Genomic DNA, 21220 nt, shown 5'->3' on the forward strand with positions numbered 1-21220 from the left:
GCCAGCTGCCGGCCGGTCAGGGTGCGCCGCAATGGCGGAACAGTCCCGGGCGGCGCCGCGCCCGGCCCATCCCCGGCCCGGCCCTCCCCGCCATCCGGCCACGTCCCGGGCAGGGACAGGCTGGAGAAGTAATAATCCACCAGCCGCTCCAGCACCAGCCGCTCCCATTCTCCGGTGCCCCAGCAGGCCTGCATGGCCAGCAGCATGTTTTCCCGCTCCGGACCCAGCAGAGCCCAGGCCTGCAAGCAGTCCTGCACCTGGCGGGTGGTAATGTCCAGCCCGGCCGCCCGCAGTTCCTCCACCAGGGGCCAGATTTCACAGAGCAAGTCTGATCACCCGCCCGGCCAGCTCCTGCACAGCCGCAAACAGCGCCATGAGCACATCCCGGTCCTGCGGCCAGCCGGTTTCCGCCTGGATGTGCATTTCCCGCCGGTCGATATAATAGCAGGCTTTCAGGCTGCTGTCAGCGTAGATAAATTCATAAAAGCCTCCCTCTTTGCGGAAGCCCAGCTGGCCCAGCAGATCCGCCGGGGAAAGCACCAGACCCTGAATGCGCTGTGCAATGCGCAGCGGCGGCCAGGGATAAGCGCGGCACAACCCGACCAGCCGGTCATCCAGTTGCTGCGGCGCCGTCAGCAGCAGTTCGGCCTGCAGCCGGTCCCGGGCGGCACCGGACCGCAGCAGCAGCTGGTTATCCTCCCCGCCCAGCTTCAGCACATAGGCCTGCGCACCGGACCGGTACTCAATGCAGTGCGGAGGAAAGTCCGCCATCAGCCGGGGCAGCGCATCGACCGGCAGGCTGGCCTGTAGTTCGCCCCGGGCAGGCTGGCACAGGGGCTGGAGGGGTTCGCTCTCCTGGGCAGTGAATACATCCAGCAGCGGTGCCAGGCGCCAGGTGTCCAGACAATGCTGGCAGTTCTGCTGGCTTTCCCGGAATTGCCCGCTCAGCCGCAGCCGGCATACCGCTACGCCGTCCTGCACCAGAAGCTGCCCTTCCGCCAGCAGGGCTACATCCTGCCGGCGGTGCCGGTGTACCAGCCAGCCGGCCAGTTCGCCGGCCTCCAGATCCAGATGTTCCAGGCTGGCCAGCCGGCCCCAAATTTCAGCCAGCGGCCGGGCCGGTGCGGTGACCAGCACTTTCTGCCGGGTACTCAACTGATAAAAACCGGTAGCATAGGGCACCGGCTCAATATCAAAAAGCAGGCGGATAATTTTTTCCGCTGCACTGCCCAGAGTTGTGGTAAGATACAAATAACGGCTGCCTGCCAGCATGGACACGGCACCGGCCTGAAACCGGCCGGCCGCCGCTTCCTCCAGCCGGCCCTGTCCGGCCAGCCAGGTCAGCAGCGCGGCCTTTTTGCCGGTATCCGGAGTGAGGATCTCAATTTGCAATGGCCACACCTCCCCACCCCAATATAAACCCGTTCAGGAGCTGTTGTAAATGCCGCACTTTTTCACCAGCCCCCGCACTGTTCAGCAGGGCTTGCTCAAGGCCGGCTTTCTGACCGGCCAGAGGCTGGCCGCCACGGTTTTCCTGGCCGGGAAAATGCAAAAGCCCCTGCTGGTGGAAGGACCAGCCGGCGTGGGCAAAACCTATCTGGCCCGGGCGCTGGCCCGGGCCCTGCATGCTCCCCTGTACCGCCTGCAGTGCTACCCCGGCCTGGATGAAAGCAAGGCCCTTTATGAGTGGAACTATCAGAAGCAGTTGCTCTACCTGCAGACCACCGGCCAGCGCGACTGGCAGAGCCTGCAGGAGCACCTGTACGGCGAGGAATTTTTGCTGCCCCGTCCGGTGCTGCAGGCCTTTTTATCTCCCGAACCGGCTGTGCTGCTGGTTGATGAAATTGACAAAAGCGATGAGGAATTGGAAAGCTTCCTGCTGGAAGCCCTGGGAGAATACCAGGTGAGCATTCCGGAATACGGCCCGGTGCGGGCCCGCCACATCCCGCTGGTGCTCCTGACCAGCAACAACCGGCGCGAATTGAGCGACGCCTTGAAGCGCCGCTGCCTGCACCTGTACATCGACTATCCCCCGGCCGAACAGGAACAGGCCATCATCCGCCTGCACCTGCCCGATATCCCGGAAAACCTGCTGGCACAGTGCGTAAATTTCATTCAAACACTGCGCAAAAGCGCCCTGCGCAAGCCGCCCGGCCTGGCCGAAAGCATTGATTGGGCCCGCGCCCTGCTGCTGCTGGGCGCCCGGGGTCTGAAAAAGCCGGTCTGCCTGCAAACACTGGGCATTCTGCTCAAATATGAAGAAGACGTGCGCCAGATCCTGGGCCGGATGGAGGAAATGCTGCCCCGGGAAGAACAGGAAGCAGCCCCGGGGCACCCTGCCGCCGGCGCTGACCCGCCCCTGTCCCCGGAGGAAGAGCAAATCCTGGCCCGCTTCAATTTCTGACAAAGTGCACCTGCACCTGCCGGCGGCGTGGGCCGTCGAATTCACAGAAAAACACACCCTGCCATGTGCCCAGGGCCAGCTTGCCCCCTGCGACAGGCAGCGTCAGGCTGCTGCCACAGAGCACGGCTTTGATGTGAGCGTCGGAATTGCGGCTGCTCTGGATTACTAAAGAAAGCACGATTCCACCTCCGCTGAAATTACAAAAAACGCCAGACCGCACAGGGACTGGCGTTTTGCTCATTTATCTGCAGATGCGCCCCAACAGCATCATGCCCTATCCCAAACATCACAGGTTCTGGGCAGCGCGGAAGCCCAAATTGAAGGTCAGGATCTCCAGTTTGACCGCCAGATCCACATTGCGCACTTCAATGTAATCAGGCACATTGAGCACGGCCGGGGAAAAGTTCAGGATGGCCTGCAGGCCGTTTTTGATCATCAAATCGGCGATCTCCTGGGCACCGCGGGCCGGCACGGCGATAATGCCGATGCGGCAGCCGTATTTTTCAATCACCCGGGGCATTTCCTCCAGGGGCAGTACTTCCAGGTCATTGATCTTCTTGCCAATTTTGGTCAGGTCGTCGTCAAAAACGCCCACAATGCTGAAGCCGCGCTTGTTAAAACCGCTGTAGGTGCACAGGGCGTAACCCAGGTTGCCCGCCCCCACCAGCACCAGGTTCCAGTGCTGGTCCAGACCGAGAATTTTCATAGTGTAGCGCAGCAGATCCTTGACGTTGTAACCCACCCCGCGGGTACCGAACTCGCCGAAATAGGCCAGGTCCTTGCGCACCTGGGCCGGACTCACCCCCACCCCCTCGGCGATTTCCCCCGAGGAAACCGTGGTCACACCGTTGCGGTCCAACTTCTCCAGAAATCGGGAATATATGGAAAGCCTGGTCACAGTAGCCTCGGGTACGCGCAGTGTCTTCAAAACAGACGCCTCCTTGTTCATTTTCGTGTGGCCAGATTGCACTCTATGGACAAACCGGAGTGTTATAAAATTCACATGTTATGTATTTTATATCATTTGTTGATATTTATGTCAAACAGCTTTTCCGGACCGTTTTTCGAATCTGCCGGCCAATATTGGCCGTTCCCATCCCGGATTATCTATTTGAATATTCTAATTATTTTATTATTTTATCACAATTCAACCGCCCAATAAATATCCCGGCGCAAAAAACCGCCCTCACCGCGGCCGGTTCCGGCTGTCCGGACAGACATATAAAATCCTATGCCCGTCCGCTGTCATCTGTCAAGAATGTTCTAACGCGCTGAAATCAAAAATACAGGCACCAGGCCTGTATTTTGGCAATTAGTAGAACAATTCAGGTCTTTAAAAGTACATATCCCGCTGCCCCTGCTCAATCAGCCGCAGCCGCTCCTCGGTCAGGCGGCGCACCTGCGGGTTCTGGATCTCCAGCAGGTGCTCGGCTATGGTCCGCTCGCCCACCTGCCGGGTTTCCGGTGAAGCGTAGTCCACCAAAAACTCCTTGAAAGTCAAAATAGCATTGGGCTGGCAGACATTCTGAATTTGCCCGCTCTTGGCCAGGGCCATGAAGCGGTCCCCGGTCCGCCCGCTGCGATAGCAGGCCGTGCAGAAGCTGGGGATGTAGCCCGACAGGCAAACGCTGCGCAGCACCTCGTCGGGACTGCGGTGATCCTCCACCTGAAACTGCGGCGCCTGGTCACCGGCCGCCGCAACTGCCCCGCACCGGCCGGACTGCCGCTCCAGCTCCTGACGGTAGCCGCCCACCCCGGTACAGGAGCCGGCGCTGAGCTGGGAAACCCCCACGGCCAGCAGCTCGTCCCGGAACTCCGCCCGCTCCCGGGTAGAAAGTATAATCCCGGTGTAGGGTACGGCCAGGCGCAAAATGGCGATGATCTTCTTAAAGTCGGCATCACTTACCAAATAAGGGAACTGATGGTAATCCACACCGGCAGCCGGGCGCAGGCGGGGCACCGAAATGGTATGCGGTCCCACACCAAAAGCCTCTTCCAGATGCAGGGCATGCTGCAACATGGCCAGCACTTCAAATTTGTAGTCATACAGGCCAAAGAGCACCCCCAACCCCACATCGTCAATGCCGCCCTGCATGGCCCGGTCCATGGCCGTGGTGTGATAGTCGTAGTCGCGTTTGGGTCCTGATGGGTGCATCCGGTGATAGGTTTCCCGGTGATAGGTTTCCTGGAACAGGATATAGGTGCCAATCCCGGCCTCTTTCAATAACCGGTAGTTTTCCACCGTGGTGGCGGCAATGTTCACATTGATCCGCCGGATGCTGCCGTTCTCTTCTTTCACCTCATAAATGGTCCTGATGGCCTCCAGGATGTACTCTATGGGGCAGTTGACCGGATCCTCCCCGGCCTCCAGAGCCAGCCGCTTGTGCCCCAGGGACTCCAGAATTCTCACTTCTTCCCGCAGTTCGTCCATGCTCAGGCGGCGGCGGGTAAAGTGGTTGTCCCGCCGGTAGCCGCAGTAAACACAGTTGTTGATGCAGTAATTGCTCACATAAAGCGGTGCGAAAAGCACCAGGCGCCGCCCGTAGATCTTTTCCTTGATCTGCCGGGCCGTCCGGTACATCTGCTCCAGCAGTTCCGGGTCCTGCACATGCAAGAGCACAGCGCACTCCCGGGGCGTAAGTCCCCGGGCCTGAGCGGCCCGCTCAATAATCGCCTCCGCCTCCACCCGGTCCGCCCGGCTGCCTTCCTCCAGCCAGGAGTGGATCTTTTCTTCATTGATGAAATCAGCTCTCTGGGCCATGCTGTATACCTCCCGTTAAGCGCCAGGCGTGCCCGGGGCCGGCCGCCACCGGCCGGCGCAAGCGCGCCAGGAGCGAATTAATCTGATGCAGGGTCTTTTCCGGTTCCTCAATGATGTCGGCCTTCTGGGGATAAATCAGGTACTTGTCCCGCACTTCCTGCGGGGTCAGATTGGGCATGATCACATTGGCTCCCCACTTCAGGGCCAGTTCCCGGCCAGCCGGATGCAGCGTGCTCAGCGCCGTGGTGGCCGGCAGGTGCGCGCCCGGCAAACTCAGCCGGGCCACCGCCAGGGTTTTCAGACAGAGAGACAGCTCGCCGGCCGGAGTTCCCCAAAGCGGTGTCCGGGGATGAGGCAGAAAGGGGCCGATGCCGGCCATGTCCACCTCCAGCTGGCGCATGAGCAGGATATCCCGGGCCAGCGTGGCCAGCGTCTGCCCGGGCAGCCCGACCATATTGCCGCTTCCCACCTGATAGTCCAGCTCTTTGAGCCAGTACAGGCAATTGAGGCGCTGCTTCAAGCTGGTGTCGGGCTTGAGCAGGCGAAAGAGGGCTTCATCGGCGGTTTCCTGCTTGAGCAGGTAGCGATCGGCCCCGGCCTGCCGCCAGAGGCGGTAATCCTCTTTGCTGCGCTCACCCAGGGACAGGGTGATGGCCAGGTTGTATCTCTCTTTGATCCGCCCCACCAGGCGGGCCACTTTATCGGCACTGAAAAAGGGATCCTCCCCCGACTGCAGCACCACGGTCCGGTAGCCCAGGCGGCAGGCCCTGTCCGCTGCCGCCAGGATTTGCTCCTCCTCCAGGCGGTAGCGCACCAGCGCGCGGTTGTCCCGCCGCAGGCCGCAGTACAGGCAGTTTTTGCGGCAGTAGTTGGAAAACTCAATGATGGCCCTTAAATGCACAGCTTCCCCCACGGTTTGCCGGCGCACCTCATCGGCGGCCGCCTGCAGAAAGGGCTGTTCATTTTCCCCGGCGGCCAGCAGGACCTCCAGCACCGCCTGCTCCACCCGGCCCTGCCGGATCTGCTGCAGCGCCGCTGTTAGCTCATCCATCTAATACACCCCTTCCTGGTCCAGCAGGGCCAGCACATCGGGAAAGGGGGCCAGGGCACGGCGCAAAATGCCGTGCAGGTAGGCAATCAGCACTCCGTAGTTCACTATGGGTACGCCGGCCGCCCGGGCGGTCATGATCCGGCTGAGCATCTCCCGCCGGTTGATCATACAGGCGCCGCAGTGCACCACTAGCTTAAACCGCTCCAGCCCGTCGGGCAGAGAAATGCCGCTGCTCCACTCAAATTGCAGCTCTCCCCCCACCCGCTGGCGCAACCAGCGGGGAATCTTCACCGTGCCGATGTCGTCGGCCACCCGGTGATGGGTACAGGCTTCGGCAATCAGCACCCGGTCTCCCGGCACAAGCTGCTCCACCGCCAGCGCCCCCCGCACCAGCGTGGCCAGATCACCCTTGTAGCGGGCAAACAGTATGGAGAACGAAGTTAAAGGCACATCCGGCGGAGTGTCGGCATCCACCTTCAAGAAAGCCTGGGAATCGGTGATCACCAGAGCGGGAGGCTCTTTCAGCTGGTGCAGGGCCGCCCGCAGTTCTCTCTCTTTGACCACCATGGTCAGGCAGTCGTGGTCCAGCAAATCGCGAATGGTCTGCACCTGGGGCAGAATCAGCCGCCCTTTGGGTGCCGCCAGGTCGATGGGTACCACCAGCACAGCCAGCCGTCCGGGCGGCACCAGATCGCCGGCAATGGTGGGCGCGGTCCACTCCCGGGGTGCGGCCTGCACCACGGCCTGCTTGAGCCGGTCTATGCCCTGACCGGTGCGGGCACTCACCCGCACCCAGGCTTTGGCCCCGGCCAGTTCCAGGCCCCGGGCTGCCGCCTCGCTCTCCGGCCGGTCTATTTTATTGAGCACGCCCACCACGGGCAACTGCCGTTCCGCAGCCACCTCCAGCAGCCTTTGCTCAATTTCGCCCACACCCTGCAGCGGATCCACCACCAGCAGAATCATGTCGGCCTTATCCAGCACCCCCAGGCTTTTCTCCACCCGCAGGCGTCCCAGTTCCCCCTCATCATCCAGTCCCGCCGTATCAATGAGCATCGCCGGCCCCAGCGGCAGAATTTCCATAGCCTTGTACACCGGATCGGCAGTGGTACCGGCCACGGGCGACACAATGGCCAGGTTCTGTCCGGTCAGGGCGTTGATCAGACTGGATTTTCCGGCATTGCGCCGGCCGAACAGAGCGATGTGCAGGCGTTCTCCCCGTGGTGTATCATGCATGACTGTTTTCCTCCCCGGTGCAGTTTTCGGTTCCAGCCGGCCGGGAAAGCAGATTCTTCAAAGCCGCCGCCCCGGCAATGCCGGGCCGGGTAAGTTCCCGGGGCCGGGTGATTTCCGCCCACTGGGCCTCGCTGAGCAGGCCCTCCTCAATGACTAACTGCCGGATAGATTTATTTTCCCGCATCGCCCGGCCGGCCACCTGGCTGGCCCGCTCATACCCCAGATAGGGCACCAGGGCGGTAACCAGCACATTGCTCGCTTCCAGCCACTGCCGGCAGCGCTGCTCGCAGGCGGCAATTCCGGCCACACATCGTTGGGCCAGCAGCCGGGCCGCCCGGGCCAGCATTTCCAGACCGGGCAGCAAGTTGTGCGCTACCAGGGGCAAAAAAGCGTTCAGTTCCAGGCGGCCGCCGGCACAAGCCAGAGCAATAACCTGATCCGCGCCCATCACCTGGTAGGCCACCTGGGTGACCATCTCGGGAATGACCGGGTTAACCTTACCAGGCATGATGGAGGAACCGGCCTGACAGACCGGCAGGATAATCTCGGCGGGTCCGCCGGCCGGACCAGCCGCTAGAAACATCAGATCACCGCTGATTTTGGCCAGGTTGACCGCCGCCGCCTTCACCAGGCCGGAAACTTCAGCAAAGACATCGGCATTCTGGGTCAAATCTACTGTATTTTCCGCCCGGGCCAGCCCCAGACCGGTCAGACGGCGCAGTTCTTCAATAACGTGATAAATATAGCAGCGTGGCGCATTCAATCCGGTACCCACCGCCGTGCCCCCCAGGTTGACCTGGCGCAGACGCTCCTCCACCTTGTACAGCCGCCAGCGGTCCCGGGCTATGGCCTCGGCGTAGGCACCAAATTCCTGCCCCAGAGTAACAGGCAGGGCATCCTGGTACTCGGTCCGCCCCAGTTTGAGCACTCCGGCAAAAGACGCTTCCTTTTCCTGCAGGGCTCTCTGCAGTTCGGCCATGGCCTCACTCAGGTCCAGCACCAGCCGGATGGCAGCAATGCGTAAAGCGGTGGGATAAGTATCGTTGGTGGACTGGCTCAGATTGACATGGTGCAGCGGGTGTACCAGGTGATAATCGCCCGGGCGTCCGCCCAGCAGTTCAATGGCCCGGTTGGCCAGCACCTCGTTCATGTTCATGTTGGTGGAAGTACCCGCCCCACCCTGCAGAGCGTCCACAATGAACTGGTCGGCCCAATCGCCCTGCGCCACCTCGTGGGCGGCCTGAACAATGGCCATGGCCACCATTTCGGGCAGCAGGCCACAGCGCCAGTTGGCCAGGGCCGCTGCCGCCTTGACCTGGGCCAGCGCCCTCAGCAGAGACGGGTGCACCTGCTGCCCGCTGACAGCGAAATTCTCCGCCGCCCGCACGGTGTGTATGCCGTAATAGGCCCGCGCCGGCACGGGCAGTTCCCCCAGCAGGTCTTTTTCCCTGCGCCACTCGGTTCTGTCACTCACTCTCATCACCAGCCATTTCACTGCCAATTCTCAGGTTGTACTATTCCCGGGTAAGCCCGTTAAGAACACAGGATGATCAGCAAAACCTACCGGGTCACCAGGGCGCTTTTCACCTGCACCCCGCTCAGCTGACCCAGTTTACCGGTCAGCGCCCCGATCTGGTCGGTGCTGCCGTCCACGATCAGGGAAATCACCGCCAGCCCCTTCTCCCGGTAAGGAATCCCCATCCGGCCCACAATCACATCCCCGTAAGAGCTCAAGATGCTGTTCACCCGGGGAGCCTGGGCGCGGTCCTCAATAACAATGCCAATCACGCCAATGCGCTGTCCTCCAGCAGTGCCCACACTATTCCCTCCCGCCGCCAAATAATAAAGCCTGTTTTGCCGCGGAAAACAGGCGGAAAACAGGCCGAAAAAGGCAAGCATCACCCTCCTTGCCCCTTGACCACAGGCTGAATGGCCCGTTTGCCGCAGGGTTGAAGTATTTATTTTTGCACCCTCCCGGCCGGGTAGCAACCCCCCGCCGGTCAGGCTCAAGAGCAGTTAGTGACAGGACGCTTGCGCTTCCTGCCGGTATTTCTCCAGCAATGCCGCCACTTTGGACGGCTCCATGCGCGGATAGACTTCCTGATCCACCACTACCACCGGCCCCAGGGCACAGGCCCCGAAACAGCGGCCGATTTCCAGGGAAAAAAGTCCATCCGGTGTAGTCTCGCCGGGCTGAATACCCAGCCGCTCCACCATTTCCTCCAGAATTTGCCGGGAGCCGCGCAAATAACAGGAAGTGCCTTCACAGACATAAATCACATGCCGGCCGGCCGGCCGGCGGGCCAGCAGGTGCTGGTATACCGTGGCATAGACATCGGCCAGCGACACCTGCAGCACATCGGCTACCCGGGGTAGAATGTCATCGGGCACATGTCCCAGCAGATCATATATTTGCTGAATCACCAGGGGCAGATGGGCGGACTGCCGGGCATGCCGGGCCAGGATTTCCTCCAATCCCGCCCGGTGGTCGGCCGGACAACCCCCACCATCCTGCATCATGTTCATCGGCATCCCCTGCCCCGCATCATGTCATTTCTACAGTTCATTAACAAATTTTCAGTTTTAATTATATATTCACGCATGTAAAGTGACAAGCACTATTTTTCAAGCTCTGCCACCCGCTGCAGGGCCACCCGGGCCGCCTGCACGGTATGTTCAATCTGCTCCTCGGTGTGCGCCGTGCAGATGAATGCCGCCTCAAACTGGGCCGGCGCCAGATAGATGCCCTGTTCCAGCATGGCCTGAAAATACACCGCGTACTTGTGCGTGTCCGAGGTTAAGGCGGTTTCGTAGTCCACCACGGTTTGTTCGGTGAAGAAACCGCAGAGCATGGAACCCACCCGGGTCCAGTACACCGGCACACCGGCACTGCGGGCCGCCTCCTCCAGGCCCGCGGCCAGCAGGGCCGCCTTGCGGTCCAGTTCCTCATACACTCCCGGCTGCCGGAGCACCTGCAAGGTAGCCAGTCCGGCCGACACCGCCAGCGGGTTGCCCGATAATGTGCCGGCCTGATACACCGGCCCGGCGGGCGAAACCAGGGACATGATTTCCTGCCGCCCTCCATAGGCCCCCACCGGCAGACCGCCGCCGATGATCTTGCCCAGGCAGGTCAGATCGGGCAGCACACCGTAATAGGCCTGGGCACCGCCCCAGCCCAGGCGAAAACCGGTGATCACCTCGTCAAAAATGAGCAGTGCTCCATAACGGCTGGTCAGTTCGCGCAAACCGGCCAGAAAACCCGGTGCCGGCGGTACCAGGCCCATGTTACCCGGTACAGGTTCAACAATCACCGCAGCAATCTGCTCGCCCACCCGGGAGAAGATCTCCTCCAGGGCGGAGAGATTGTTAAAAGGTGCCACAATGGTGTCGGCCGCCGCCGCCGCCGGTACGCCGGGGCTGGTGGGCACACCGTGGGTGAGGGCGCCCGAACCGGCTTTAATCAACAGCATATCGGCGTGACCGTGGTAACAGCCGGCAAACTTGACAATTTTATCCCGTTTGGTGTAGGCGCGGGCCAGGCGCAGGGCACTCATGGTGGCCTCGGTGCCCGAGTTGACCAGCCGCACCATGTCCACAGAAGGCAGGGCCTCCACAATCAGGCGGGCCAGCTCGGTTTCCAGGCGGGTGGGCGCCCCGAAACTGGTGCCGATTTCCAGACATTCCTGAATGGCTGCCAGCACTGCCGGGTGCCGGTGCCCCAGGATCAGCGGCCCCCAGGAATTGACATAATCTATGTAGATATTGCCGTCCTCATCGTACAGCAGGGCACCCTGGCCCCGCTTGATGAAAACCGGGTCCCGGCCCACGGCCCGGAAGGCCCGCACCGGGCTGTTCACACCGCCCGGCAGGTAACGCGCCGCCTCGGCAAACAGCTGCCGGGAAATGGCATCCTGCATCATCCCCACCTCGCTAATCTTCTTCAAAATAGCACATGCTGCTCTTTTTCAGTTCCCGGGTGCTGAACACCAGCTGATAATCCGCCAGCCCGGTAGCCTCGGCCAGACGGGCCGCCAGTTCCCGGCAGGCCTGCCGGCTGGTGTTGTGGATGACCGTGAAAATATTATATGGCCAGTCCGGCGGGCAGCGGCGCAAATAGCAGTGGGTCACCTCGGGACAGGCGGCGAAATACTGGCCCACCTCATCCACCCGGTCGGGCGGCACCCGCCAGACAATCATGGCATTGGCCGTAAAACCCAGTTCGCGGTGGCGCAAAGCCGCCCCCAGCCGGCGCATGCGCCCGTCGGCCAGCATGCGCTCGATTCTTTCCAGCAATTCCTGCTCGCTGATCCCTATCTGTTCGGCCAGCACCCGGTAGGGCCGGGACACCAGCGGCAGTCCCCGCTGCAGCAGCCGGACTATCTGCCGGTCGGTCTGATCCTGCATACTTATACCTCACCCGTATCCGATAAACGAAACTTGACTTTAATCTTGAAGATCTTTTCCGCCGGCAGGGAATAGATCTGCTCAATGCCCGTGCGGTCCCTGATCTCGGCAATAATCCGCTGCAGGTACTCCTCACCGGGCGCCAGCAGGGTAAACCACATATTCAGGGAGTGTTCCCGCAGGTAGTTGTGGGTTACCCCGGGGTAGGAATTGATCACCCGGGCTACTTCTTCTATGCGCTCTGCAGGCACCGCCAGGGCACAGAGCGTGCCTGTATAGCCCAGGCGGCGGGAATCGAAAATGCCTCCCAACCGGCGGATGATGCCCTTTTCCTGCCAGGCAGCCAGGCGGCGCAGCACCTCCTCCTCAGTGGTGCCCAGCTGCTGCGCCAGAGCCAGGTAGGGGCGGGAAACGCGCGGCAGATCGCTCTGGATCAGATCCAGCAGCCGCCGGTCCAGCTCGTCCATCACTGCTTCCTCCGGTCCGCTCGCCCGCTGTAAAGCCTGCTCCCTGTGTTTACTCATTTTTCGCCCGCTCCCCGCCGCTTAAACTTTCCCGGTACAGGCACCAGGGTTCTTCGGCCATGTAATCGCCGTGATAATAGAGCGCCCGGGCCCGGCAGCCGCCGCACACCTCGCGGTACTGGCACAGGCCGCAGCCCCCGCTGTACTGCATGCTGCGCAGGCGCAAAAACACCGGGCTCTCCGCCCAGAGACGGGCGAAATCCTCCTGCCGCACATTGCCGGCCGCCACTTCCATGTAGGCGCAGGGCTGCACATCGCCCACCGGATTGATGATGCAGTAGGAGATGCCGGCCAGACAGCCCCGGGAAAAGCGCACCGGCACGTTCATTTGGCGGGCCAGGCGCATGAACTGGGGCGCGCAGGTGGGCTTGAGCTCAATGGGCACAGCAGCCTGTTTTTGCAGAATCTGCCGCAACAGTTCCTCATAATGCCGCGCTTTGAGGGAGGCGGCAGCGATGTTCACCCCCCGACCGGTGGGCACCAGGAAAAAGATGTGGTGGCCGCGGGCCCCCGCCTGCACGGCCAGATCGGTGATCTCCAGCACCTGCCGGTGATTCCAATCCATTACCGTGGTATGAATTTGAAAGGGCAGCCCCGCATCCCGGCAGGCGGCCATACCGTCCACCGCCGCCTGCCAGCAGCCGGCAGCCGCGCGAAAATCGTCGTGCTCCTGCCGGTGCACGCTGTCCAGACTGATGCCGGCCACTGCCAGGCCGGCCTTTTTCAGCCGGGCGGCCATGGCGCCGTCAATCAGCGTGCCGTTGGTACCCAGCACGGGGCGCAAACCACGCCGGGCCGCGTATTCCACCAGTTCCAGAATATCGGGCCGCAGCAGCGGTTCGCCCCCGCTGAAAATCATAATTTTAAACCCCGCCGCGGCAATGCCGTCAATCAGGCGCAGCGCTTCGGTCGTAGTCAGTTCCTGCTGTTTTTCCTCCCCGGCATCGCGGTAGCAGTGCTGACAGGCCAGATTGCACCTGTTGGTAGTATTCCAGGACACCAGCACCGGTCACTCTCACCAGCCTTCCTTGAGCCAGCCGGCCGCATCCAGGGCGTGGTAGGTAATGATTATATCGGCCCCGGCCCGCTTCATGCCGGTCAGCGTTTCCAGCACCACCCGCCGCTCGTCCAGCCAGCCCCGGGCAGCCGCCGCCTTGACCATGGCATATTCCCCGCTCACATTGTACACGGCCAGCGGCAGGGGAAAGTTGTCCCGCAGCAGGCGCACCACGTCCAGGTAGGGCAGGGCGGGCTTGACCATGATTATGTCCGCCCCTTCCTCAATGTCCAGGGCGGCTTCCCGCAGAGCCTCCCGCCCGTTGGGCGGGTCCATCTGGTAGGAGCGGCGGTCGCCAAACTGCGGTGCCGAACCGGCCGCTTCCCGGAAAGGGCCGTAATAAGCTGAAGCATACTTCACCGCATAGGACATGATCGGAATGTGCTGGAACCCCTCGCTGTCCAGTTTGGCCCGGATGGCCGCCACCCGGCCGTCCATCATGTCGCTGGGCGCCACCACATCGGCCCCGGCCCGCACATGGGACAGGGCGGTGCGGGCCAGCAGCGGCAGGGTGTTGTCATTGAGCACCCGTCCCCCCTGCACCAGGCCGCAGTGGCCGTGGCTGGTATATTCACACAAACAGACATCGGTGATTACCAAAAGGTCTGGATACTGCTGTTTGATCAGCCGCACGGCCTGCTGCACTATACCGTTATCGTCGTAGGCGCCGCTGCCCTTTTCGTCCTTGGCCGCCGGCACGCCGAAGAGGATTACGGCTAGCACGCCGGCGCGGTTCACTCTCTCCAGCTCCTCGGGCAGGGTATCCAGGGAATAGTTGCAGATGCCGGGCATGGATGGTACCTCCCGGCGCAGGCCGCTGCCCTCGGCTACAAACAGCGGGTAAACCAGGTCGCTGGTGTGCAGTTCGTGTTCCTGCACCATGCGGCGCAGCACGGCGTTTTCCCGCAGGCGGCGGGGTCGTTTGACGGTGGTCATGGGGAACACCTCTTTTATATGCTTAATAGCGGGTGAGTAGTGAGACATCCGCTACAGCTTGCCTCACTGGCAACACCATGAGCAATTTTGCTATTCACCTGCCAGTCCAATCTCGGCATCGGTCAGATAACAGGCCGGGTCGGGGGCCCAGAAATCGCCGGTTACGGCCTCGGCCCGGGCCCGGAAATTCCCGTTGCACCAGTCCAGCCAGCGGCAGGCCGCACAGCGCCCCTTGAGCAGCCGCTTGCGGTCCCGCAGACCGCGCAGCAGGGGATGCTCGCCCTGCCAGATGCGCTCAAAAGGCGTCTTCAGCACATTGCCCAGCACATGCCCGCGGGTGAACTGATCGGGATAAACATTGCCGGCCCAGTCCACCGCTCCAATGGCCACCCCCGAGCGGTTGCCGCCATTGACCAGCAACAGCTCCCGCGCCCGCGCCGCCGCCGTCGCATCTTCTCCCAGAAGCTTCAGATACAGGTAGATGGCATCACAGTGGTTATCCACTGTGAGCACCTCCACCGGCTGCCCGGCGGCATGCAGAGCGGCGGTGCGCGCTATGATCTTGTCCACCACTGCCCGGGTTTCCTCGTGAGAAATATCTTCCTCCACCATGCGGCTGCCCCGGCCGCTGTACACCAGGTGATAAAAGCAGACCCGGGGGATGTTTTCTTCCTGCACCAGGCGGAATATGTCGTCCACCTGCCGGTAATTATGCCGGTTAATCGTAAAGCGCAGGCCCACCCGCTGCCCCACCGCCAGGCAGTTGCGGATGCCCTCCAGGGCCATTTGGAAAGCCCCCGGCCGGCCGCGGAAGGTGTCGTTCACCCCGGCCAGCCCGTCCAGACTGATGCCCACATAACCCACACCGGCTTTTTGCAACTGCCGGGCCACATCGGGGGTAATCAGCGTGCCGTTGGTGGACACGGTAACACGTATACCCAGCTGCCGGGCGTACTGCACCAGGTCGAAGAAGTCCGGCCGGGTCAGCGGTTCCCCGCCCGACAGCAGCAGCACGGGCACCCGGCAGGCGGCCAGCTGCTCAATAAACTGCCGCCCCTCCCGGGTGCTCATTTCTCCGGAATACTGCCTGGCTTCGGAACTGGAATAGCAGTGCCGGCAGTGCAGGTTGCAGCTGCGGGTCATGTTCCACACCACCACCGGGCCATGCCCCTGCACGGCACCCTGCCGGGCCCCGGCCGCCCCCGGAGCGTAGCGCAGCGAGTCACCGAACCCGGCAGCGCCGCAATACAACCTGCTGATGCTGATCATTGCTTAACACAACCTTTCTGTAACATGCGTGCACCGGCAAATGCGGTTCTCAGGAAGAGGCCCGGCCTAAGCCCGCATCGGCCACCAGCGCCTGGAGCAAACCGTCAATGGTATATTGCGCGGCCTGGATGTGCACGGGCAGCCCCAGCTCCCGGGCGGTCTGCGCCGTCACCGGTCCGATCGCCGCCACTTTCACCGGCCGGCTCTGCAGCAGCCCGGGCAGATCGGGCTCACCCAGCGCCCGGACAAAATTGCGCACTGTAGAGGAGCTGGTAAAAGTAATATAATCAATCTGCCCGGCCAGCAGCATTTTCCGCACCGGCTCGGCATTCCCGGCGCCGGCCACGGTGCAATAGGCCGTCACTTCGTCCACTTCCAGGCCCAGCTGCCGCAGTTCCCGGGGCAGCACGTCGCGGGCAATGTCGGCCCGGGGCAGCAGCACCGCCTGCCCCGCCCTGAGGCTCGCCCGCAGCCCCTCCACCACCGCTTCCGCCCGGTATTCCTCGGGCACGTAGGTTACCCGTATGCCCAACCCTTCCACCGCCGCTCTGGTCTGGGGCCCGATGGCGGCAATGTTAATGCCCTGCAGGTCCCGCACATCACCGCCCTGCTCCCACAGGCGGCGGAAGAAATAGCGCACACCATTGGCACTGGTAAAGATAATCCATTGATAATGACCGAGCCGGGCAATAGCCCGGTCCAGCGGCCCATAGTCCGGCGGCTCCACAATCTGAATGACGGGGAATTCGATGGGTTCCCCGCCCAGTTCCTCCACCGCGGCACACAGGGCGCTGGCCTGTTCCCGGGAACGGGTGACCAGCACCCGCCGGCCAAAGAGGGGCTTCTTCTCAAACCAGGCCAGCTGCTCGCGCAAAGTAACCACCTGGCCCACAACAATTACCGCCGGGTTGGTGAAATTATGCTCCTGCACCAGATCCACAATGCTGGCCAGCGTACCGGTGAGCGTGGCCTGCTCGGGCCGGGTACCCCAGCGGATCACGGCCACCGGTGTATCGGGCGAGCGGCCGTGGGCCAGCAGCTGCCGGACAATGGCCGGCAGGTTGGCCATACCCATGAGAAATACCGCTGTACCCATGCTGCTGATACCGGCCCAGTTCAGGTCGGTGCTGTCTTTTTCCGGATCCTCATTGCCGGTGACAATGCCCAGGGTGGAGGTCATCCCCCGCTGGGTAACCGGTATGCCGGCATAGGCCGGCACGGCCACGGCCGAGGTCACACCGGGTACCACCTCATACTCGATGCCGGCCTGCGCCAGCGCCAGGGCTTCTTCCCCACCCCGGCCGAAGACAAAAGGATCGCCGCCCTTTAAGCGGGTAACCACCAGGCCCTGCCCGGCCAGTTCCACCAGCAGAGCGTTGATCTCCTCCTGGCGCAGCGCGTGCCGCTGGGGACTTTTGCCCACATAATAAAGACGGGCGTCGGGCCGGGCCCAGGCCAGCAGACGCGACCCGGCCAGGCGGTCATAGACCACGGCGTCGGCCCGGGCCAGGCACTCCCGTCCCTTCACAGTGATCAAGCCCGGGTCGCCCGGCCCGGCCCCCACCAGATAGACTTTACCCCTCTTGTTTTCACCCATTGCTCTCAAACTCCTGTCTGGTTTCCTGCAATATTCTGGCCGCTCCCCGGACCAGCAGTGTTTCCGCCAGCTGCACCCCCAGCGCTGCGGCAGCGGCCGCAGGTCCGGTGATGCTGTCGCGCACCAGTTCCCGGCCGTCCAGAGCGGCCACCACCCCCTGCAAAGTGAGCTGTTCCCCGTCCACCAGACCCAGCGCGCCAATGGGAACCTGACAGCCCCCTTCCAGCCTCTGCAAAAAGGCCCGCTCAGCGGTGATGGCCGCCCGGCTGGGCGGATGGTCCAGGGGGCTGAGCAAATTGATTATAAAATCATCATCCTGACGGGCTTCCACGCCAATGCTGCCCTGTCCCACAGCAGGAAGCACAATGTCATAGGGCAGGCGCTGGGTGATGTGTTCCTGGAGCCCCAGGCGGACCAAACCGGCACAGGCCAGCACCAGCGCATCCAGTTCCAGCTCCTCAAGCTTGCGCAGGCGGGTCTGCACATTGCCGCGCACCGTGATAAACTGCAGGTCGGGCCGGTAATGCTTCAGCTGGGCCTGCCGGCGCAGGCTGCTGGTGCCGATGCGCGCCCCCGGCGGCAACTGCTGCAGAGCCAGACCCCGGCGGGAAACCAGCCCATCACCCGGATATTCCCGCGGACATACCGCGGCAACGAAAAGACCTGCCGGCAGTTTGGTCGGCAAGTCTTTCATACTGTGCACGGCCAGATCTATCTCCCCCCGCAGCATGGCCTGCTCCAGCTCCTTGGTAAACAGCCCCTTGTCGCCGATGCGGGCCAGCGCGGTGTCCAGAATTTTATCCCCTTTGGTTTTCATGCCCACCAGTTCAAAACGATACTCCGGCCAGCACCCGGCCAGTCTTTGCTGCACCCAGCGCGCCTGCCATACAGCCAGAGCGCTTTCTCTGGTTCCAATGCGGATGGTCCTGGTCATGCCCCGTCCTCCTGTCAATTTTGCGCCGCCTGCATGTTCGGTTTATCTTCCGCCCCGGTGGGCAGGTCGAACAAATGGCAGAGCACTTCGTTATATAATTGCCCCTGGGGGGTCAGGGCGTATTCCTTCAGGCGCACCACCGGCATGTGCAGCAATTGATTGACAATGGAATTGGCCAGCGAACCGATCACCTTGCGGTCGTGCTCGGTCAGCTCGCCCAGGCGGTTGAAGGCCCGCCGCAGCTCCTTCTGCTTGATCTCCTCACCCAGCTTTTTCAGGGCGGTAATGGTGGGCACGGCGTACAGGCTGCCCAGCCACTGCATAAAGCCGGCCAGTTCCTGCTCAATGATGCTTTCGGCCCGCAGGGCCGCTTTGCGCCGCGTCTCCAGATTGCGGTCAATCACATGCTGCAGCGCGTCCACGTCATACAGCTTCACCCCGGGCAGATTGCCCACCGCCGGATCCACATCGCGGGGCACGGCGATATCAATGATCATCAGCGGGCGCCGGCCGCGCTGCTCCATCACCTGCTGCATCTCGGCCAGGCGCACCACATAGTGGCTGGCGGCGGTACAGCTGATCACAATATCGGCCCGCAGCATGTATTTAAACAATTCCGAAAAACGCACGGCCTCACCGCCGAATTTCTCGGCCAGCCGCACCGCCCGCTCGTAGGAGCGGTTGGAAACAATGACCCCGCTCACCCCGTTGGACACCAGATGCAGGGCGGTAAGCTCGCTCATCTTGCCCGCACCGATGATCAGCACCACCCGGTCCTCGAGTGTGCCGAAAATCTGCCGGGCCAGCTCCACCGCGGCATAGCTGATGGATACCGAATTCTGATCAATGCCGGTTTCGGTGCGCGCCCGTTTGCCCACCGTGAGAGCCTGGCGGAAAAGAGTATTTAAAATCTTTTCCGTGCTCTGGTGCTCCTGGGCTATGGCCAGAGCCTGCTTGACCTGCCCCAGAATCTGGGTTTCCCCCAGCACCATGGAGTCCAGGCCGGCCGCCACGCGGAAGAGGTGGCGGGCGGCTGTGTAGGAGCCGTAATTGTACAGATAGCCGCGCAGCTCGGCCCGTTCCACCCCCGAACGGCGGGCTAAAAAGTCCAGAATGGCCTCCACGCCGGCCGGTTCCTCATCCACAGCGGCATATATTTCCGTCCGGTTGCAGGTGGAGATAATCACACAGCCGCCCACACCCGGATATTTCCTCAGTTCCACCAGCGCCGCGGGCAAACTGTGCTCGGAAAAAGCCAGTTTTTCCCGCACCTGCACCGGGGCGGTTTTATGGTTCAGCCCCACTACCACTACATGCATGTCTGATTCTCTCCTTTGCCAGCTCGAACTGTCCAGCCCGCACCAGCTGCCAGACCGGCTCGTCCAGCAGAGCGGCCAGCAAAACCTGGCGCTGCTGCGCATCCGGCACCCGGCTGATCAGCTGCTCTCTCAGTTCCCCCAGCAGATCCACCAGTTCGGCATACTGGGGCGGAAAAATATTTTCCAGTTCCTGGCGTATATATCTGGACAGGAGCGGACTCCGGCCCTCTGTGGAAACAGCTATGGTCAGCGCGCCGCGCCGCAATGTGGCCGGAACGAAAAAATTGCCTGCCGCCGGGTCGTTCACCACATTAACCAACACATTTCTCTCCCGGCAGTCCCGCGCTACCCGCCGGTTCACCTCTACATCGCCCGTAGCAGCAATGACCAGCAAAGCCCCCTCCAGATCACCCGGATGATAGGGGCGATCCAGATAAACCAGGCTGTCGCCCCGGCAGGCAGCCAGTTCAGCCAGCCCGGGGGTCAGCCGGGGGCTGACCAGCCGGATGCGGGCCCCGCAGTCCAACAGCGTCCTCACTTTGCGCTCCGCCACCCGGCCGCCCCCCACCACCAGGCAGAGCTCACCGGCCAGATTGACGGTGATGTGATAATAAGCCAAAACCGTTTTCCCCGCTTTAAAACTTTCTTTGAATAATGAAATCGGCTATGACTGCCAGGGTGCGGCGGGCCGGCACGTCGGGCAGCACCTGCAGCTGGCGGCGGGCCTTGTCGATGTACCGCTCCACCACCCGGTTGGCCCTGTCCACCGCCCCGCAGGCCACCACCAGGTCTATGGCCCGCTCAATCTCGGCCTGGGACTTGTCCCGCCGGACCACCAGCTGTTTGATCTCGGGGTCGTGCACCCCTTCCAGAGCGAAAATCACCGGCAGGGTCAGAATCCCCTGCCGCAGATCGCTGCCCAGCGGCTTGCCCAGCCTGGCCTCATCGGCTGTCATATCCAGTATATCATCGGTAATTTGAAAAGCCATACCTATATAATGACCAAAGCGACGCAGTGCCATGTAGATGCCGGGAGGAGCCCCGCAGGCCACCGCGCCCAGCTGGCAGCTGGCAGCAATCAGCAGGGCGGTCTTGCGTTTGATCCGGTAAAAATAATCCTTGACCGTCTGCCCGGGATCAAAGGAGGTAGCAATCTGCACAATCTCCCCTTCGGTCATCTGCACGCTGGTCCGGGCCAGCACCCGGGGAATCAGCGGGTTGGTGTACCGGGAGATCAGCACCAGGGAACGGGCAAATAAAAAATCGCCCAGGTGGGTGGAAAACCGGTTGCCCCACATGGCCCGAACCGTGGGCACCCCGCGCCGGGTGGTGGCCGCATCCACCACATCGTCATGGACCAGCGAAGCCATGTGGATCAGTTCCAGAGCCACCGCCAGGGGAAGCACCGTGTTCAGGTCATATTGATGAAACTTGGCCCCCAGCAAACAAAATGCCGGACGCAGGCGTTTGCCGCCGGCATTGATCAGGTGCAGGGCGGTCTCGGTCATGCTCTCCTCGGGCGCCCGCACCACTTCTTTCAGCATCTCCTCCACTTTCCCCAGGTCATCCCTGATTTCACTAAATATATCCAGCATCTAACAAGCACCTACTCAAAGAAGCATTTTTCTCTCTACCCGCATTATTTTATTCTGCAGGCAGGGTAAAAATCCTTCCCTCACCGCATGATAAAACCAAATTCGCCTCTTGTTCATCCGGGCGTCTGCTGGTATA

22 protein-coding genes are annotated in these 21220 nt (G+C 62.0%); 1 reads left to right on the forward strand and 21 read right to left on the reverse strand.

What is annotated here, in order from left to right; genetic code table 11:
* The coding region (locus ACUVTU_RS10340; RefSeq protein WP_445889889.1) for a hypothetical protein at positions 1-326 on the reverse strand (326 nt) is incomplete at its 3' end.
* Positions 316-1392, reverse strand: coding sequence for a hypothetical protein (locus ACUVTU_RS10345; RefSeq protein ID WP_445889890.1), 1077 nt, complete (start codon positions 1390-1392; stop codon positions 316-318). The genes ACUVTU_RS10345 and ACUVTU_RS10340, both read right to left, overlap by 11 nt.
* Before the next feature lie 49 nt (positions 1393-1441).
* Here ACUVTU_RS10345 and ACUVTU_RS10350 point away from each other — a divergent pair, with 49 nt between their 5' ends.
* Positions 1442-2404, forward strand: a complete 963-nt coding sequence (locus tag ACUVTU_RS10350; protein WP_445889891.1) for an AAA family ATPase — start codon at positions 1442-1444, stop codon at positions 2402-2404.
* On the opposite strand, the gene ACUVTU_RS10355 is transcribed toward ACUVTU_RS10350, so the two are convergent.
* The 19 genes from ACUVTU_RS10355 to ACUVTU_RS10445 all read right to left on the reverse strand — a co-directional run bounded on the left by ACUVTU_RS10355 (position 2394) and on the right by ACUVTU_RS10445 (position 21084).
* Positions 2394-2582 carry a secondary thiamine-phosphate synthase enzyme YjbQ gene (locus ACUVTU_RS10355; protein ID WP_445889892.1) on the reverse strand — a complete coding sequence of 63 codons (189 nt, stop codon included), beginning with the start codon at positions 2580-2582 and terminating at the stop codon, positions 2394-2396. The two genes, ACUVTU_RS10350 and ACUVTU_RS10355, sit on opposite strands and share 11 nt — an antisense overlap.
* Positions 2583-2690: 108 nt before the next feature.
* The gene (locus ACUVTU_RS10360) at positions 2691-3353 is read right to left on the reverse strand and encodes a redox-sensing transcriptional repressor Rex (RefSeq protein ID WP_445889893.1); all 663 of its coding nucleotides are present in this window, start codon (positions 3351-3353) and stop codon (positions 2691-2693) included.
* A gap of 384 nt (positions 3354-3737) precedes the next feature.
* The gene (gene hydG / locus ACUVTU_RS10365; RefSeq protein WP_445889894.1) at positions 3738-5165 is read right to left on the reverse strand and encodes a [FeFe] hydrogenase H-cluster radical SAM maturase HydG; all 1428 of its coding nucleotides are present in this window, start codon (positions 5163-5165) and stop codon (positions 3738-3740) included.
* Positions 5149-6216 (reverse strand): [FeFe] hydrogenase H-cluster radical SAM maturase HydE, encoded by a 1068-nt coding sequence (hydE, locus tag ACUVTU_RS10370; protein ID WP_445889895.1) that lies wholly within the window; start codon positions 6214-6216, stop codon positions 5149-5151. The genes hydG and hydE overlap by 17 nt, the downstream gene beginning before the upstream one ends.
* A complete protein-coding gene (hydF, locus tag ACUVTU_RS10375) occupies positions 6217-7449 on the reverse strand; it encodes a [FeFe] hydrogenase H-cluster maturation GTPase HydF (protein ID WP_445889896.1) in 1233 nt (410 codons plus the stop codon). It lies immediately after the preceding gene.
* Positions 7442-8923 (reverse strand): aspartate ammonia-lyase, encoded by a 1482-nt coding sequence (locus ACUVTU_RS10380; protein ID WP_445889897.1) that lies wholly within the window; start codon positions 8921-8923, stop codon positions 7442-7444. The genes hydF and ACUVTU_RS10380 overlap by 8 nt, the downstream gene beginning before the upstream one ends.
* Positions 8924-9009: 86 nt before the next feature.
* On the reverse strand, positions 9010-9267 hold the full coding sequence (locus ACUVTU_RS10385) for a TM1266 family iron-only hydrogenase system putative regulator (RefSeq protein ID WP_445889898.1): 258 nt from the start codon (positions 9265-9267) through the stop codon (positions 9010-9012).
* Between the two features lie 198 nt (positions 9268-9465).
* Positions 9466-9975: an NADH-quinone oxidoreductase subunit NuoE family protein gene (locus ACUVTU_RS10390; RefSeq protein ID WP_445889899.1), complete on the reverse strand. Its 510-nt coding sequence runs from the start codon at positions 9973-9975 to the stop codon at positions 9466-9468.
* A 92-nt stretch (positions 9976-10067) separates the two neighbouring features.
* Entirely contained in the window at positions 10068-11366 is a 1299-nt protein-coding gene (gene hemL, locus ACUVTU_RS10395; RefSeq protein WP_445889917.1) for a glutamate-1-semialdehyde 2,1-aminomutase, read from the reverse strand.
* A gap of 13 nt (positions 11367-11379) precedes the next feature.
* Entirely contained in the window at positions 11380-11853 is a 474-nt protein-coding gene (ahbB, locus tag ACUVTU_RS10400; RefSeq protein WP_445889900.1) for a siroheme decarboxylase subunit beta, read from the reverse strand.
* A gap of 2 nt (positions 11854-11855) precedes the next feature.
* The gene (ahbA, locus tag ACUVTU_RS10405; RefSeq protein ID WP_445889901.1) at positions 11856-12377 is read right to left on the reverse strand and encodes a siroheme decarboxylase subunit alpha; all 522 of its coding nucleotides are present in this window, start codon (positions 12375-12377) and stop codon (positions 11856-11858) included.
* Positions 12370-13383 (reverse strand): putative heme d1 biosynthesis radical SAM protein NirJ2, encoded by a 1014-nt coding sequence (nirJ2, locus tag ACUVTU_RS10410; protein WP_445889902.1) that lies wholly within the window; start codon positions 13381-13383, stop codon positions 12370-12372. The genes ahbA and nirJ2 overlap by 8 nt, the downstream gene beginning before the upstream one ends.
* Before the next feature lie 9 nt (positions 13384-13392).
* Entirely contained in the window at positions 13393-14370 is a 978-nt protein-coding gene (gene hemB / locus ACUVTU_RS10415; protein WP_445889903.1) for a porphobilinogen synthase, read from the reverse strand.
* Positions 14371-14460: 90 nt separating this feature from the next.
* Positions 14461-15639: a radical SAM protein gene (locus tag ACUVTU_RS10420; protein ID WP_445889904.1), complete on the reverse strand. Its 1179-nt coding sequence runs from the start codon at positions 15637-15639 to the stop codon at positions 14461-14463.
* 49 nt (positions 15640-15688) lie between these two features.
* Entirely contained in the window at positions 15689-17236 is a 1548-nt protein-coding gene (gene cobA / locus ACUVTU_RS10425) for a uroporphyrinogen-III C-methyltransferase (RefSeq protein ID WP_445889905.1), read from the reverse strand.
* Positions 17229-18170 (reverse strand): hydroxymethylbilane synthase, encoded by a 942-nt coding sequence (gene hemC / locus ACUVTU_RS10430; RefSeq protein WP_445889906.1) that lies wholly within the window; start codon positions 18168-18170, stop codon positions 17229-17231. Before hemC ends, cobA begins: the two co-directional genes overlap by 8 nt.
* Positions 18171-18184: 14 nt before the next feature.
* A complete protein-coding gene (gene hemA, locus ACUVTU_RS10435) occupies positions 18185-19489 on the reverse strand; it encodes a glutamyl-tRNA reductase (protein ID WP_445889907.1) in 1305 nt (434 codons plus the stop codon).
* Entirely contained in the window at positions 19458-20108 is a 651-nt protein-coding gene (locus tag ACUVTU_RS10440; protein WP_445889908.1) for a precorrin-2 dehydrogenase/sirohydrochlorin ferrochelatase family protein, read from the reverse strand. The genes hemA and ACUVTU_RS10440 overlap by 32 nt, the downstream gene beginning before the upstream one ends.
* Positions 20109-20124: 16 nt before the next feature.
* Entirely contained in the window at positions 20125-21084 is a 960-nt protein-coding gene (locus tag ACUVTU_RS10445; RefSeq protein ID WP_445889909.1) for a polyprenyl synthetase family protein, read from the reverse strand.
* Positions 21085-21220: the final 136 nt, after the last annotated feature.

Source organism: Desulfurispora sp. (genome assembly GCF_052744395.1).

Excerpts from the sequence above, each read along its gene's own strand:
- ACUVTU_RS10390 (WP_445889899.1), bottom strand. The coding sequence starts at position 9,975 with ATGAACATGATGCAGGATGGTGGGGGTTGTCCGGCCGACCACCGGGCG.
- hemC (WP_445889906.1), bottom strand. The coding sequence starts at position 18,170 with ATGACCAGGACCATCCGCATTGGAACCAGAGAAAGCGCTCTGGCTGTA.
- hydE (WP_445889895.1), bottom strand. The coding sequence starts at position 6,216 with ATGGATGAGCTAACAGCGGCGCTGCAGCAGATCCGGCAGGGCCGGGTG.
- hemB (WP_445889903.1), bottom strand. The coding sequence starts at position 14,370 with ATGACCACCGTCAAACGACCCCGCCGCCTGCGGGAAAACGCCGTGCTG.
- ACUVTU_RS10360 (WP_445889893.1), bottom strand. The coding sequence starts at position 3,353 with ATGAACAAGGAGGCGTCTGTTTTGAAGACACTGCGCGTACCCGAGGCT.
- ACUVTU_RS10420 (WP_445889904.1), bottom strand. The coding sequence starts at position 15,639 with ATGATCAGCATCAGCAGGTTGTATTGCGGCGCTGCCGGGTTCGGTGAC.
- hydF (WP_445889896.1), bottom strand. The coding sequence starts at position 7,449 with ATGCATGATACACCACGGGGAGAACGCCTGCACATCGCTCTGTTCGGC.
- hemL (WP_445889917.1), bottom strand. The coding sequence starts at position 11,366 with ATGCAGGATGCCATTTCCCGGCAGCTGTTTGCCGAGGCGGCGCGTTAC.
- hydG (WP_445889894.1), bottom strand. The coding sequence starts at position 5,165 with ATGGCCCAGAGAGCTGATTTCATCAATGAAGAAAAGATCCACTCCTGG.
- hemA (WP_445889907.1), bottom strand. The coding sequence starts at position 19,489 with ATGCATGTAGTGGTAGTGGGGCTGAACCATAAAACCGCCCCGGTGCAG.
- ahbB (WP_445889900.1), bottom strand. The coding sequence starts at position 11,853 with ATGCAGGATCAGACCGACCGGCAGATAGTCCGGCTGCTGCAGCGGGGA.
- ahbA (WP_445889901.1), bottom strand. The coding sequence starts at position 12,377 with ATGAGTAAACACAGGGAGCAGGCTTTACAGCGGGCGAGCGGACCGGAG.
- cobA (WP_445889905.1), bottom strand. The coding sequence starts at position 17,236 with ATGGGTGAAAACAAGAGGGGTAAAGTCTATCTGGTGGGGGCCGGGCCG.
- ACUVTU_RS10350 (WP_445889891.1), top strand. The coding sequence starts at position 1,442 with ATGCCGCACTTTTTCACCAGCCCCCGCACTGTTCAGCAGGGCTTGCTC.
- ACUVTU_RS10445 (WP_445889909.1), bottom strand. The coding sequence starts at position 21,084 with ATGCTGGATATATTTAGTGAAATCAGGGATGACCTGGGGAAAGTGGAG.